The sequence below is a fragment of the Sphingomonas sp. Leaf208 genome (assembly GCF_001421415.1).
Lineage (GTDB): Bacteria > Pseudomonadota > Alphaproteobacteria > Sphingomonadales > Sphingomonadaceae > Sphingomonas.
The window spans coordinates 1-14144 of record NZ_LMKH01000006.1 but is presented as its reverse complement, the minus strand read 5'-3'; the positions used below and the strand labels follow the sequence as shown (position 1 = coordinate 14144).

The 14144-nt window shown below is 64.7% G+C and carries 11 protein-coding genes; 6 read left to right on the top strand and 5 right to left on the bottom strand.

The window, feature by feature from the left end; all coding sequences use genetic code 11:
* Positions 1-31: 31 nt before the first annotated feature.
* Positions 32-1555 carry a carboxylesterase/lipase family protein gene (locus ASE69_RS04810; RefSeq protein WP_162236837.1) on the bottom strand — a complete coding sequence of 508 codons (1524 nt, stop codon included), beginning with the start codon at positions 1553-1555 and terminating at the stop codon, positions 32-34.
* A 165-nt stretch (positions 1556-1720) separates the two neighbouring features.
* On the opposite strand from ASE69_RS04810, the gene ASE69_RS04805 reads away from it, so the two are divergent.
* The 3 genes from ASE69_RS04805 (at position 1721) to ASE69_RS04795 (ending at position 6367) form a co-directional block, all read left to right on the top strand.
* Positions 1721-3988, top strand: a complete 2268-nt coding sequence (locus ASE69_RS04805; RefSeq protein WP_056483788.1) for a TonB-dependent receptor — start codon at positions 1721-1723, stop codon at positions 3986-3988.
* Positions 3989-4069: 81 nt separating this feature from the next.
* Positions 4070-5656 (top strand): AMP-binding protein, encoded by a 1587-nt coding sequence (locus ASE69_RS04800; RefSeq protein WP_056483785.1) that lies wholly within the window; start codon positions 4070-4072, stop codon positions 5654-5656.
* Positions 5657-5671: 15 nt separating this feature from the next.
* Positions 5672-6367 carry a TetR/AcrR family transcriptional regulator gene (locus ASE69_RS04795; protein WP_056483782.1) on the top strand — a complete coding sequence of 232 codons (696 nt, stop codon included), beginning with the start codon at positions 5672-5674 and terminating at the stop codon, positions 6365-6367.
* Positions 6368-6422: 55 nt separating this feature from the next.
* On the opposite strand, the gene ASE69_RS04790 is transcribed toward ASE69_RS04795, so the two are convergent.
* Both ASE69_RS04790 and ASE69_RS04785 read right to left on the bottom strand, forming a co-directional pair.
* Complete coding sequence (locus ASE69_RS04790; RefSeq protein WP_056483779.1) at positions 6423-8033, bottom strand: carboxylesterase/lipase family protein; 1611 nt, start codon at positions 8031-8033, stop codon at positions 6423-6425.
* Positions 8030-9340: a spinster family MFS transporter gene (locus ASE69_RS04785; RefSeq protein WP_056483777.1), complete on the bottom strand. Its 1311-nt coding sequence runs from the start codon at positions 9338-9340 to the stop codon at positions 8030-8032. Before ASE69_RS04785 ends, ASE69_RS04790 begins: the two co-directional genes overlap by 4 nt.
* Before the next feature lie 142 nt (positions 9341-9482).
* On the opposite strand from ASE69_RS04785, the gene ASE69_RS04780 reads away from it, so the two are divergent.
* Both ASE69_RS04780 and ASE69_RS04775 read left to right on the top strand, forming a co-directional pair.
* Positions 9483-10154: a TetR/AcrR family transcriptional regulator gene (locus ASE69_RS04780; RefSeq protein ID WP_056483774.1), complete on the top strand. Its 672-nt coding sequence runs from the start codon at positions 9483-9485 to the stop codon at positions 10152-10154.
* Between the two features lie 94 nt (positions 10155-10248).
* Positions 10249-11118 (top strand): SDR family NAD(P)-dependent oxidoreductase, encoded by an 870-nt coding sequence (locus tag ASE69_RS04775; RefSeq protein WP_056483965.1) that lies wholly within the window; start codon positions 10249-10251, stop codon positions 11116-11118.
* 215 nt (positions 11119-11333) lie between these two features.
* Here ASE69_RS04775 and ASE69_RS04770 read toward each other — a convergent pair whose 3' ends face one another.
* Positions 11334-13139: a DUF885 domain-containing protein gene (locus ASE69_RS04770; RefSeq protein ID WP_056483771.1), complete on the bottom strand. Its 1806-nt coding sequence runs from the start codon at positions 13137-13139 to the stop codon at positions 11334-11336.
* A 195-nt stretch (positions 13140-13334) separates the two neighbouring features.
* On the opposite strand from ASE69_RS04770, the gene ASE69_RS21810 reads away from it, so the two are divergent.
* Positions 13335-13760 carry a hypothetical protein gene (locus ASE69_RS21810; RefSeq protein WP_156362145.1) on the top strand — a complete coding sequence of 142 codons (426 nt, stop codon included), beginning with the start codon at positions 13335-13337 and terminating at the stop codon, positions 13758-13760.
* Positions 13761-13930: 170 nt separating this feature from the next.
* Here the strand turns inward: ASE69_RS21810 and ASE69_RS22370 are convergent.
* Positions 13931-14144, bottom strand: a 214-nt coding sequence (locus tag ASE69_RS22370; RefSeq protein ID WP_414882950.1) for an SGNH/GDSL hydrolase family protein, incomplete at its 5' end; no start/stop codon positions are given.

Here is a 14144-nt window from a genome sequence, read left to right as displayed (position 1 = left end):
GGTGGCCGGGAAATATATGGGCTCGTCGGCGTCAGGGCGTCGGCATCGCGGCCCATTTCCTTTGCGCGTCCGCCATCGCGGCAGCCTTCGCGCGTTCCTGGATCGGTTTGAGGCGGGCTGCCTGCGTCTTCGCACCGATCGCGAGATAGGCGGTCGGCGCGGCCGTGATCGCCGGCCAGCGCGGTGCGGCGCCGCCGTTCGGGTCGCCGGTCCTGGCGAAGCGGACCCAGTAATCGCCCATCATCCGGGACACGGCGGTGTCCCGCGCGTCCCAGCGATGCTCGGCGGGCTTTGTGCCGAAGACATATTCCAGTTCACCGCCATGATCGGTGCCGGCGGCCGTCGCACGCTGATCGACGGGAACCTGATCGAAATAATAGACGAACGCCTTGCCGCCGTTCGCCGCGTGCCGATCGGCGAGCGCGAAGGAGGGGAGGACGAAGCCGACGTCTTCGGCCAAGTCGGTCGTGGCGGCATCGGGAGCCTTGCCGGTCATCGTGGCATAGCCGTCGCGTAGCGCGGGGAATTCGTCGCCAAGCAAGGCCTTCGCGGCTGCCTCGGTCATGCCGCCCAAGCTGGACTCGTTCGAATTGCCCCCGATGATCATCGGAATGGCCATCTCTTCCTTGCGGTAAAAGGGGTCGCCGGGACTGCGCACCACCACCTTGCCGTCGATGAAGGGGAAGGCGCGGCCGTTCTTGACGACATCGGCAAGCGGGACCGCGCGAAGCTGCTCGGCCGTGGCGTTCTTGAGGCCGAGGTTGTCGGCCCACATTTCGCCGACCTTCTCCGCGTTCAGCACGCCGCCGCGGATCGGGAACAGCGCGCTGCCGCCTGCGCCCGATTCCGAGATCGCCTTGTCGAACAGACCCTTCGCGACAGGCGCGCCCATCAGGATTTGCACTGAGCCGGCGCCTGCCGACTCACCGAAAAGCGTGACGTTAGCGGGATCGCCACCGAAGCTGGCAATGTTCCGCCTGACCCATTGCAGCGCCGCGACCTGATCCATGATCGCGTAGTTGCCGAGCTGGCCGTTCGGATCCTCGCGAGTGAGCGCCGGGTGTGCGAAGAAACCAAGGCGCCCGAGGCGATAGTTGATCGTCACTACCATGACGCCGCGCTTCGCGAGTGCCGTGCCATCGTACAGCGGCACTCCTGCCGCGCCATAGGTGAAGCCGCCGCCATGCAGGAACACCATCACCGGATAACGGCCCGGCCGCGCCGGCCGCCAGACGTTGAGGAACAGGCAATCCTCGCTCATCGCGCCGACCTGCGCCCAGGGCTCCTTATGTTCGGGGCCCTGTGGGCAGGCGGCCCCGAAGCTGCGCGCGTCGCGTACGCCCGTCCACGACGCGGCAGGCTGCGGCGCTTTCCAGCGCAGAGGGCCGGTCGGGGGCGCGGCATAGGGGATGCCCTTGAAGACGAGGATGTCGGTAGCTCGTGCGCCCATCAAAGTACCAGTATCGATCGTCGCCTGTTGCGCGGCCGCGCCCGTTGCCAGCATCGCGGCGGCCATCGAGACGGCGCAGCGCGCCCATGAAGTCGTGCGGATCATACCCTTGTTACCTCTCCTGCGCGCCGAGTGGACCCGACTGTCACAACGCATGCTAACATCAAAATCAACATTCACCAGAGCGATAATGAAAGTTGACAGTTACGCCGAATCGATGCCACTCAAGTCCGACGCGCCGCAGAGCGCGACATTCAGAGAGGATGATTGATGCGCATGTTCCTGCTGTCGGCGTCTGTGATCGCCGTTGTGACTTCGAGCGCCGCCTATGCTCAGGTTGGCCCCGCCGATGCTCCCGCCACGTCCGCCCAGACGACGCCGCGGTCGTCGCAGAACCCGGTCGATGCGGCCGACCCGAATGCCGTTCCCGGCGACACCGGCGCCGCCGACATCGTCATCACCGCCGAGCGTCGCTCGACCAGCCTGCAACGCACCGGCGTCGCGGCATCCGTGCTGACCGGGGAGGACCTGATCCGCAAAAGCGTCAACACCGTCGAGCAGCTCCAGTTCTCTACGCCGTCGCTGACGGTCAACACCTCGGGCCAGGCGAACAGCTTCAACATCCGCGGCATCGGCAAGTCGGAGATCAGCAGTTCGGTCGGCGTCGGCGTCGTCACCTACCGCGACGGCGTGGCGACCTTCCCCGGCTATTTCCAGACCGAGCCCTATTACGACATTCAGTCGGTCGAGGTGCTGCGCGGACCACAGGGCACGTTCGCCGGCGGCAACGCGACGGGCGGCGCCGTGTTCATCACCGAGACCAACCCGACCTTCGATCGCGTCAAGGGTTTCGCGACCGTGCAATATGGCAATTACAACCAGCTGAAATCGCAGGGCGCGATCAACATTCCGTTGACCGATACGCTCGCGATCCGGCTCGCCACCAATCTCGAAAAGCGCGACAGCTTCTTCGACGTTACCGGGCCATGGTCCGGCAATCCGGGAAACCTCAATGCGATCAGCGGCCGTGCGAGCCTGTTGTGGCAGCCGGATACGCATCTACGCCTGTTGGTGAAGGGCGATTACAACAAGATCAATTATGGCGGCTTCCCGAACACGCCGGCTTATTTCGGCAGCGCGGCCGCGCCCACGCTGAACACCAGCGATCCGTTCGCCGTTACCAGCAACGCGCGGCTATCCGGCCAGGACGAGTTCGGCCGCATCTCGGCGAATCTGAGCTATACCTTCGACAGCGGGCTGATGCTACGGTCGATCAGCGGGTATCAGAAGGGCACGACGCAGGAGGAACTCGACGCCGACGGCACGAGCACCGCGAGCAACACCTTCCAGGATTTCGCCAACGAGAAGATCTTTTCGCAAGAACTCAACATCGTCTCGCCTGACACCGGCCGGTTCACTTGGCTGCTCGGCGGCTTTTATCAGCACGACAAATATGATTTTCCGGTGGGCAACGGGTATGTCTCGATCGCGGCGACCGGTGCGCTGCGTTCGCTCCGGATCGAGGGTACCAATCCTCACACCGCGCTCGCTGGGTTTGGGCAGGTGGGCTATAAGCTGACCGACGCGTTGCAGGTAACGCTCGGTGGTCGCTGGTCACGCACGACCTCGCGCAACGACGTCAATTATCCGATCCAGCTCAACTTTGGCGGGCCGACGAATGTGCCGGTGACACTGGTCCAGCACGATTTCAACGCCAACAAGAACGTAGATGGCAAGATCGCGCTGAACTGGACGGTGGATGCCAGTAATTTCGTCTATGCGTTCGTCGCCACCGGGACGAAGGCAGGCGGGCTGAACGGGGCCAATCTGTTCGGGGCAACTCCGCGCGGGTTCGATCCGGAGAAGGTGACCGATTACGAACTGGGCTGGAAGAGCACGTTGCTCGGCGGCCATCTGCGCACGCAGCTCGGCGGCTATTACAATACCTACAAGAACTTCCAGGTGACGATCGTCGACCCGGCGACGCCAAACTACACGTCAATCTTCAACGTGCCGAATACGACCAAGCTCTATGGGTTCGAAGCCTCGGCGCAGGGGTCGTTCGACCGCCTCCTGTTCGATTTCTCGACGTCGCTCTCGCATTCTTCGGTCGGCCAGTTCTTCGCGCGCGACCCGCGGCTCGCGACGACTGGGGTATGCAACGCCACGACGGGGCCGGCGACGGCGGGCTGCATCGATCTGGGCGGTCGCCGCCAGAGCTATTCGCCGAAGTTCACGGTCAGCGCCGGTGCGCAATATGCTATCCCCGTCGCGGCAGGCTTCACGCTGACCCCGCGGCTGGATTACGCGCACATCTCGTCTGTATGGGCGACGCTGTTCCAGAAGGAGGCGCTGGGCGACTATCTGGTCGATCGCAACATCTTCAACGCGCAGTTGACGCTCGACAACGGGACGTGGTCGATCGCGGGGTTCAGCACCAATTTGATCGACCAGCATTATATCGGGTCGCTCAACGGCATCCGGCGCCTGGCGGCGCCCCCTCGCCAATACGGCATCCGCGCCAGCACGAAGTTCTGATGGCGAGGGGCGTGGCCTCGGCTCGCGCCCCCATGGTCGTCAAACGACGTGCTGCGACAGGCTCCTCTTGAAAGACTCGCAATGACCCCTGGATCGATGCAGCCCTATAGCCTGACGCTCGACAAGTTCATCGATCACGCCGCCAAGTGGCACGGATCCACCGAAGTGGTGACGGGCGGAGAGGGGGGCGGCGCGCGCATAGGCTATGCCGCGCTCCGCGAGCGCGCCAATCGCCTGTCGGGGGCATTCGCCGCGCTTGGCCTCAGCGCGGGCGACAATCTGGCGACGCTGGCGTGGAACAGCCAAGCGCATATGGAATGCTGGTACGGCGCGATGGGGACAGGGATCGTCTGCCACACGCTCAATCCGCGGCTCGCGCCCGCGCATCTCGCCGCGATGATTCACCAGGCGCAGAACCGCATACTGGCGGTCAGTCCTGGCCTTGCACCGCTTGTCGAGGATCTGCTCGCGCGCTGTCCCGGGATCGAGCATGTCGTGCTGTTCGACGAGCCCGGTCCGGCGAGCCCTGCTCCGACATCGGATAGCGCGCGTATCTGGCGGCTGGAGGATCTGCTTGCCGAACACGGCGCCCCCGTGCCCTGGGGCGGCTTCGACGAAAACGCGCCCGCCGGGCTGTGCTTTACCTCGGGCACGACCGGCATGCCGAAGGGCGTCACGTATACTCATCGGTCGAACTACCTCCACACCACGCACCTGATGGCCGCCGACGTGATCGGCATCACCGCGCGCGACTCGGTGCTGGTCGGCGTGCCGATGTTCCACGCCAACGGCTGGGGCTTCGCGTTTGCAGGGCCGGCGGCGGGCGCGAAGCTGGTGCTGCCCGGCCGCAACCAGGACGGTGCGAGCCTGGCGAAGCTGATCAACGACGAGGGCGTGACGGTGGCGGCAGGCGTCGCGACGGTGTGGCTGGGGTTGGTCGATCACCTCGAACAGACCGGCGGGACGGTGCCGTCGTTGCAGCGCATCCTGCTCGGCGGATCGTCGGTGCCGCAGGCGCTGATGGACCGGTTCGAGGCGCGGCTGGGCGTCACCGTCCAGACGAGCTGGGGCATGACCGAATTGTCGCCGGTCGGCACCGTGACGCCGGCGAACGCGCCGGTGCGCGTCTCGAGCAAATCGGGCAAGCCGCCGCTGGGCGTCGATCTGCGGCTGACCGACGAGGCGGGGGTCCCGCTGCCCGACCAGCGAGACGGCGAGGGCCGGTTGTGGGTGAAGGCGGCAAGCGCGGTCGAGCGCTATTTTGGGCAGCACGACGCCGCGACCGATGCGGAGGGCTGGTTCGATACCGGCGATCTCGCGCGGATCGATGGCGACGGGAACCTGAGCATCACCGGCCGCGCCAAGGACCTGATCAAGTCGGGCGGCGAATGGATCAATCCCGGCGAGATCGAGGCGATCGTCGGCGCCTTGCCCGACGTGGCGCTGGTCGCGGTCGTCGGCCGTGCGCATCCGCGCTGGGGCGAGCGACCGGTGCTCGTCATCGAAGAGCGGCAGGGCGCAGATCTGTCCGACGAGACGCTGCTCGATGCGTTGCGTGGCCGGATCGCGAGCTGGTGGATTCCCGATGCGATCGTGCGCGTTCCGGCCATGCCGCTGGCGCTGACCGGCAAGATCGACAAGATGCGCTTGCGGGCCGAGCATGGCTGAGGCCATGACGGCGGCATGACCGACGCGCCGCCCCGACCCCGACGTTCCCCGACCAAAAAGGCCGAACAGCGCGCCGCGACGCTGGAGCAGATATTCGACGCCGCCGAGGCGCTGTTCGCCAAGCACGGCCTGTACGGCGTCACGCTGAAGGAGGTCGCGCAGCAGGTCGGCGTCCACCAGTCGCTGCTGCATTATTATTTCAAGGACAAGAAGGAACTGTTCGACGCGGTGATCGCCCGGCGTGCGCCGGTGACGATCGAGCGCCGGCTTGCAACCCTCGATGCCTATGAGCGGAGCGCGGCGGGCAGCCCGACCGTGGAGGGAGCGCTGCACGCCTATCTCGACGCGGATCTCGATCTCTACGGCAACGGCGACATCGGCTGGCGCAACTTCGGCATGCTCGGCGCGCAGATGAGCAACACAGCCGAATGGGGTGCCGACCTGATGGACACGCATTTCGACGTGGTGGTGCTGCGGCTGATAAGCATCCTCAAACAGGCGCTACCGGAATGTCCCGAGGCAGATCTGTTCTGGGGATATCATTTCGTGACGGGCGGGTTGATGCTGTCGCTTGGGCGGACGGGGCGGATCGACAAGCTGTCGGGCGGTCTGTGCCGCTCGGAGGATTTCGAGGCGATCAAGGAACGGATGGCGCGCTTCATGGCGGCGGGCTTCATCGCGACGTGCGAGGCGCGCACGGCTGAGGCCTGATGCCGTCGATTGGACTGTGTGCCATGCCGTGCTTCGCCGGGTTGGTTATCTCCGCCTAATCGCACCCCGCCACGGTCGGTGGCATCGCCGGCGCGGCTAGGCCGACGTTCCAGTTCCAGCCGATCGTCCCCGTCGCCCGGCGGCGACACATCACGCGTTCGTTGAGCGCGAACATGCCGGGTAACAGGTCGCGCCGTGCCTCCGGCGTAGCGCCGAAATGCATGTACGCGCGCGTCGCGGTATAGGCGGGCCAGGGCGCGGCGTGCCGGGCGACGGGCTTGCCGTCGCGGACGAAGCTTGCCCAATAATCGAGCATGGCGTCCGACAGCGCCCGCTCGCCGGGGGTGTCGGGAATTTTCGGCCATTGCGGCGGCGTGCTGGCGGATGTGCCGAACACGAACGGCAGTTCGCTGGCGTGGAAGGCGTGGAGGTCCGCCTGGTCCATCGCCGCATAGCCATGATCGAACAGATAGAAATAGGCGGGCTTGCCGAGTGCGGCCTGCTTGCGGACGAGGCGCTCCGCGGTCCAGCCGTACAGCGCATCGCGCGTCGCCGCGAGGATGCTCTCCTTGTACGCGGCCGCCGGATAGAGCCGCAGGAACGGATCGGCGAGGTCGGCATAGCGCGCGCGGATCGTATTTTCATACGCTGCCGCATCCGCCGGTGCCGGTGGTGCGAGCATCCGTAGCGAGCGGATCTCCCCCTGGTTGAACCCGGCAAGTACCGGCACCGCGGCCTGCTTCCCCTGATCGAACGCGTCGACCATCTGCTGCGGCAGCACCGCGCCGTCGACCACGCCGAACGGCGCGAACCCGAGCTTCGACGCGGTGTCGGTCAGCATCTGCGGGTCCATGGTCCGCAGGGCGGCGATATCGGGTGCCTTCAACGCAGTCCCTAGCGCCTGGCCGCCGGCTTCCCAGGACGGCATGCCGAACGCCGGTTTGCGCAGATCGGGCATGGAAATCATGTACGAGCTTTCCGCGATGACCCTCGCGAACAGGCCGTGCGCGGCGGGCGACGCCATCAGGTACAGCGCGCTGAGCCCGCCTGCAGATTCCCCAGCGACGGTAACGTTGCGGGGCGATCCGCCGAACGCGGCGATGTTGTCGCGGACCCATGTCAGTGCGGCGATCTGGTCGAGCAGGCCGTAATTGCCCGAGACGTGCCGTGCGGATTCGGCGCTGAGCCCGGGATGCGCCAGCCAGCCTAGCACGCCGAGCCGGTAGTTGATCGACACGACGATGATCCCGCGCTCGGCGAGCTTGCGGCCATCGTACATCGGTTCGCGGCTCGATCCGGTGCGCAGCGCGCCGCCGTGGATCCAGACCATGACGGACGCATTCTTCGCGTTGGCGGGGGCCCAGACGTTGAGCGTCAGGCAATCCTCGCTGACCGGCATTGGCGGTCCGGAATAGACCGTGGCATTGGGCGCCTGAGGCTGGATGCAGGCCGGGCCGAATGCGGTGGCGGGGCGCTCTCCCTTCCAGCGCGGCAACGATGCGGGCGGGCGCCAGCGCAGGTCGCGCACCGGCGGCGCGGCGTAGGGAATGCCCTTGAACACGCGGAGCTCGCCCTCGGTCGTGCCGCGCATCTTGCCCGCTGGCGTGTCCACCACCGGCATCGGCGCGGCACCGGCCAGCGTCATGGCGATCAGAAATACCGTCATTTAATCGTCTCCTGGCGATGCAGCGTCCGCGCGAGCCAGAGGAACAGGCCGATCGCGATGACGTAGAAGGGGGCGAGCGTGTAGAGTGCGAGCTGCAGCGGATTGGTTGCCCCGCCGGCCGAGAAATGGTCACTCGCCGCACCGACCCAGGTTGGCCCGAGGCCAAGCCCGATGAAGTTCATCACCAGCAACAGCAACGCGCCTGCCAGCACGCGTTGATTGGGGGCTGCCTCTTCCTGAACCAGCGTGACCGAGCAGGAGAGGTAGAAATAGTTGAAGAACATCACGACCGTCAGCAGCGCGAGCGCCAGCGGCCAGGTCGGCGCCCAGACGAATGCGACGTAGAACGGCATCGAGATGGCCAGCGATACGGCTGGCGCGATCGCAAACACGCGGCGCGAGCGTCGCGCGAAACGGTCGATGATCCGCCCGGACGCGATCATGCCGCCGCCCATGCCGATGACGATCGCCAGCGCGTACCAGAAGGCGATCTCCGGCAGCGTCATGCCCTTTTCGCGGATGAGGAACAGCACCGCGAAATTGCCGAGGCCATAGGTGACGAACTGAGTCGCGCCGCTGCCGAACGCGGCAAGCGTCATCACCGGATTCACGAAGAATGCGCGCAATGTCGCCCAGAACGGGGCCTTGTCGGAGAGATTGCTTGCGCCGGGATCGGCTGCACCGCGCACCGGCTCGGGGATGACGAACGGCAGTGCGGCGGCAGCGAGGATTCCAACGATGCCGATCGCCACGAATGCGTCGCGCCAATCGAACATCGCCGCGATCGTAGCGCCCAGCGCGATGCCGAGCGCTGCGCCGATTGGTGGCCCCAGATTGTAGATGCCGAACGCGACGCCCCGGCGGCCTGGCGGGAAAATATCCGTGATGAGCGCATAGGATGGCGGCACGCCGCCCGCCTCGCCGAAGCCCACCGTCATCCGCGCAACCACCAGTTGCGGATAGGTGCGCACCATGCCGCAAGCGATCGTCGCGGCGCTCCAAATTGCACAGGCGAGGGTGAGCACCCCGACCCGGCTGGTACGGTCGGCAAGCCAACTTACCGGGATCGCGATGAAGCAATAAAACATCGCAAAATACAGTCCACCGATCAGCCCCAATTGGCCATCCGTGATGTGCAGCGAATCCTGGATCGGCTTGGCAAGTATGCCGAGCAGCTGTCGGTCGAGGAAGTTCAACACATAGACGAAAGTCAGCATCGCCAGCACGATGCCGGGATGACGTGATCGTCGGGGTGCCATGGTTTGCGCTCGCACCACGTGCGTCGCCTCGTCGCTCAGGACCGTCATCACCCTCTCCCACTTGGCGTGGATTATGCTCCGACGATGCGGCACGCAGGGGTAGGTGTCAATACACACTCTCTTATGGGTGAGCATGGGTCGCCGGACGCCGCGCCTTGACGCCTGCTCGCTAGCGCGGGAGTGAAGACGCGTGACCCAGCAAGCAAAATCCGCCCGTCCCTCTCGCAAGGCCGAACAGCGCGCCGAAACGATGGAACAGATTTTCGATGTGGCCGAGGAGTTGTTCTCGAAGCACGGCCTTCACGGCGTCACCTTGAAGGATGTCGCCAAGAAGGTCGGGGTCCATCACACGCTGCTCAACTATTATTTCACGGACAAGAAGGCATTGTTCGATGCAGTCTTCTCACGCCGGGCCGGGATCACCAGCGAACGGCGCATGAAGGCGCTGGCCGATTACGAAGCCGCCGCCGGCGACACGCCAACCATCGAAGGGGCGTTGCACGCCTTTCTCGACACCGACCTCGATACCTATATCGATGGCGGTGAGGGCTGGAAGAACTATGCCAAGCTCGGCGCACAGGTCGCGAACACGCCCGAGTGGGGGGCCGAGTTGATGGACCAGCATTTCGATCCGGTCGTGCTGCGATTGATTTCGCTGCTCAAGAAAGCGATGCCCGATTGCCCGGAAGAGCGTATCTTCTGGGGGTATCACTTCGTCACCGGCGCGCTGATGCTGACACTCGCGCGCACGGGGCGCATCGACAAATTATCCGGAGGTCTATGCCGTTCGGACGACTTTCCTGCCGTGAAAGAAATTATGGCGACCTTCATGGCTGCCGGCTTTCGCTCGCTCTGCGACTGATGGCGCGGTCGCGTCGGACCGATCAGGAAAACATTGCGCCTCAACTTTAGTTCGCTATCACGTTAGCGAATAAAACGTCTGGAGAGTGAATCCGATGCTTCATGGTAAGGTTGCGATCATCACCGGTGCGGGTGGCGGTCTGGGGCGGGCACACGCGCTCTATCTGGCCGGTAAGGGCGTCAGGGTCGTCGTGAACGACGTCTCCGCCGAGGCCGCGGGCCGCGTCGTAACTGAGATCGAGGCGCTGGGCGGCACGGCGATGGCCATCGCCGCGTCGGTGACCGACGAAACCGGGATCGGGGCGATGGTCGAGTCGGTGCTCGCGGCCTGGGGGCGGATCGATATCCTTGTAAACAATGCCGGCATCCTGCGCGACAAGAGCTTCGCCAAGATGACGATCGACGACTTCCGCGCGGTGGTCGACGTCCACCTGATCGGCGCGGCGATCTGCACCAAGGCGGTGTGGGATACGATGCGCAACCAGCGTTTCGGCCGGATCGTGATGACGACGTCGTCTTCCGGCCTGTACGGCAATTTTGGTCAGGCGAATTATGGTGCCGCCAAGATGGCACTCGTCGGCCTGATGCAGACGCTGGCGATCGAAGGTGAGAAATACGATATCCGCGTCAACTGCCTTGCGCCGACGGCCGCGACAGGGATGACCGAGGGCGTGCTCGACGCGGAAAGCCTCGAGAGGCTCGCGCCGGATCGCGTGTCGCCGGCATTGCTAACGTTGGTGAGCAACGACGCGCCTACGCGCGTGATCCTGTGCGCGGGGGCGGGCCATTTCGCTACCGCGAACGTCACGCTCACGCGCGGACGTTATGTCGGCCATGCCCACGACGCTGATGAACAAGCAATCTTGCACTGGGACGAAATACGGGACCGAACCGCCGACATCATTCCGGCTTATGGCTTCACTCAAGCCGAGCGTGAGGTTGAATCTGCGCGAGGCGCCGGATGAACGAACGTCCTTAATGCCGACCTCAGAAGAAGCCCGCGAACGTCCGAAACTGGGTTACGCATACGCTGCGAGGATCGCGACTCAGTGCGTCAATGAGAACGTACGGCGCGACATTTAACCCGCGCGCGCAGCGCGTTCCTTAGGGAATGACAGCCACTTAGGTACCGAAGAACGATATGCTCTGCCTGTTTCCGGGGCGCCCTGATCCCCGTCTGCTACGCGACCCGCTCCCGCGCGACCTTCTCCAGCACCGTCAACGGCATCGCTCCCATGGTCAGCACGCGGTGGAACTGCTTCGGGTCCCAATTGGCGCCGGCCTTCCGCTTGGCTTCGTCGCGCAGGCGGACCCACACGGTATGACCGATCTTGTAGCTGCAGGCCTGTCCGGGCCAGACGGTGTAGCGGTCGATCTCACCCTGGCTGCGCCCACGGGCGATACCGGTTGTGGCAATCAGGTAATCGGTCGCCTTCTCCCGGCTCCAGCGCCTGGCATGCATGCCTGAATCGACCACCAGACGGGTGGCGCGAAACAGCAACGACTGGAGGTAGCCAACCTGGCCCAGCGGGTTTCCATCGTAAACGCCCATCTCGTCTGCAAGCTGTTCGGCGTAGAGCGCCCAGCCCTCGGAATACCCCGAATAGAAGCCGCGGCGGCGGATCAGCGGGATGTCCTCGCTCTCCAGCGCCGACATGACCTGAAGATGGTGGCCCGGAATCGCCTCGTGATAGCTCAGCGTCGCCAAGCCGAATTTCGGGCGGTCGAACGTATCACGCAGATTGATGAAATAGATCGCCGATCGCGACCCATCGAGAGAGGCGGATTGATAATAGCCACCGGGCGCACCGGCCTGGATCGCCTCGGGAACGCGGCGCACCTCGACCGGCGCCCTGGGCAGAACCGTGAATTGCTCGGGCAGCCGCTTCGCCATCGCGGCGATTTGCGCACGGAGTTGCTCGAGCAGCGCCTCGCGACCGGTATCGGTGTTGGGGTAGAGCTGGTCGGGTCGCGTGTTGAGCGCGACCAGACGCTCGCCGACGCTACCCTGCGTCATGCCTTGCGTCTTCAGGATGCCATCGATGCGCGCGCTGATTTCGGCGACCTGCGCCAGACCCAGCTTGTGGATCTCGTCGCCTGTCAGTTCCACCGTGGTGGCGGCACTCGCTGCGGCGGCGTAATACGCGTCGCCGTCCGGCAAGCGCCAGACGCCCGCATCGTGCGTCGCCTTGCTGCGCAGTTCGGTCACCAGCGCACGTTGCCGATCGAGCGCAGGAAACACCCGTTCACGCATCAGCGCCGCGACCGCCAAGCCGCGCTCGGGCGGCAAGCCGGCCGCCTTGAGCTTGGCAGCCAGATCGGTTGCCGGGCCGGACAGTTCGGGCGCCTTGTCGCGCACCGACGCCAACTGTTTCAGCGTGGTGTCGAGGATATAGTCCGGCGCGAACACGCCCTTGGCTGCATCCTCGCGCTGCCGCTCGGTTTCGGCATCGATAACGCCTGCAAAGGCTTGCACGCGGGCGACATAGGCGTCCGCGTCGGCGGCGGTTTTCACCGCATGCTGGTTGGCCAGGAAGTCGGGGACGTCGCGATAGGCGCCGCTCAACTGGGTCAGCACATAGGGCGCGTACCGGCCCGCACTGGCGCCGTACGCGAAGCGCTGCCCCGCGATCATGCGGTCCAGGCTGTATTGGACGACGTCGTAATCGATCTTTGCCGCGTCGCCCAACGCGTCGCGCGACACCGTCTTCAGCGTAGCGAGTTCGGTCTTGGCCCGCGCGAACTGGCGTTGCTCGCCGGCACGCGAGGTATCGTCGAGCTTCGATCTAAGTCCGATCCGCGCGCCGACGTCGAGGCCGAGCGAGGTCGCTTGTTCGGGGCTGTCGTCCAGCCGGGCGTAGAAGAACCGGTCGAGCATGGCACGCAATTTCGCGTCGTCGCGACCAATCGCAGCACGCGCGAACGCTGGCAGCGCCAACAGAGCAGAGGCGAGCCCGGCGGACGTGATAAAGTGGCGACGATGCATGAACGCTCCAGACCGATCGGTTACGCGCACCTGCGCGGTACGGACACGGTCTGAAGGCTCCGACCGAATTTGTCGAGCATGCTCCGGGGGCACTCGGACCGAAGCATGCGGTCGTGCTCGGACGACATCCTCGCACCAGGAAGGAACCAGTAGTCAAACCCATTCGCTCCGAGCGCTACCACTGAGGAAACAGCGATGGATGAGTTTGCGCGCGTGATGAGTACGGAGGGTGTGCGTCCTCTCAACACCCTGAAAGAAAACCCCAGCCGTATTGTCAAACAGCCGTCGCTAGTCCCCAACCAACCCCAAGTAACGCCGCTGCAATTGAGTTCGGGCGGATATGCATGGGTCACAGGAAAACGTGCGCGCACTGCGCTCGAGACGGCCTTGGAGCGCCTTGCTAACGAGATCCGCAATGGCCGCCGTGGCTGGGCAACCGGTATTCTACAGGATGGCAGGACGGTCACATTGCCGGCTTCGTCAGGAGCGGCATCGCTGCTTGGCACCGCAGATCGTCAATCGCTGCGCCTTATGATCGTCGGCGGCGACGGCTGGACCTTCGTCATGCATCCGTTGATGGGGGTCGCTACGCTCGATGACGATCCTGCCGAGTCCGAATGAACGAGTGTCCAAAGTTGGGAGGCGGGTAGAGGCACGTGGATGACCGTTTATGGGTCAGGTGATCTGCGATTGTGAATGGTAGCGACCGACGTCTTGTCCGATGCTCGAGGGGGACAAAGCGCTGAACTACGCACCATTCGATACGGGCGTACGGGACACGAGCTAGCCGATCACATACCGGTAATTACTTGCAGGTCAGCCGCATCTGCCATGGCTTTGTAGCCAGCGTCGTTGGGGTGCAGCTTGTCACCGTCGTTGAACGCCGAGGCGATGGCTTGGGGATCAGTCTTGTCAGCGACCGACGACGCAAAATCGATTACGCCATCGAAGGCCCCTGAACTTCGGATCCAATTGTTAAGCGCCTGTCGCACCGCCTCGCCTTGT

Excerpts from the sequence above, each read along its gene's own strand:
- ASE69_RS04810 (WP_162236837.1), bottom strand. The coding sequence starts at position 1,555 with ATGATCCGCACGACTTCATGGGCGCGCTGCGCCGTCTCGATGGCCGCC.
- ASE69_RS04805 (WP_056483788.1), top strand. The coding sequence starts at position 1,721 with ATGCGCATGTTCCTGCTGTCGGCGTCTGTGATCGCCGTTGTGACTTCG.
- ASE69_RS04800 (WP_056483785.1), top strand. The coding sequence starts at position 4,070 with ATGACCCCTGGATCGATGCAGCCCTATAGCCTGACGCTCGACAAGTTC.
- ASE69_RS04795 (WP_056483782.1), top strand. The coding sequence starts at position 5,672 with ATGACCGACGCGCCGCCCCGACCCCGACGTTCCCCGACCAAAAAGGCC.
- ASE69_RS04790 (WP_056483779.1), bottom strand. The coding sequence starts at position 8,033 with ATGACGGTATTTCTGATCGCCATGACGCTGGCCGGTGCCGCGCCGATG.
- ASE69_RS04785 (WP_056483777.1), bottom strand. The coding sequence starts at position 9,340 with ATGACGGTCCTGAGCGACGAGGCGACGCACGTGGTGCGAGCGCAAACC.
- ASE69_RS04775 (WP_056483965.1), top strand. The coding sequence starts at position 10,249 with ATGCTTCATGGTAAGGTTGCGATCATCACCGGTGCGGGTGGCGGTCTG.
- ASE69_RS04770 (WP_056483771.1), bottom strand. The coding sequence starts at position 13,139 with ATGCATCGTCGCCACTTTATCACGTCCGCCGGGCTCGCCTCTGCTCTG.
- ASE69_RS21810 (WP_156362145.1), top strand. The coding sequence starts at position 13,335 with ATGGATGAGTTTGCGCGCGTGATGAGTACGGAGGGTGTGCGTCCTCTC.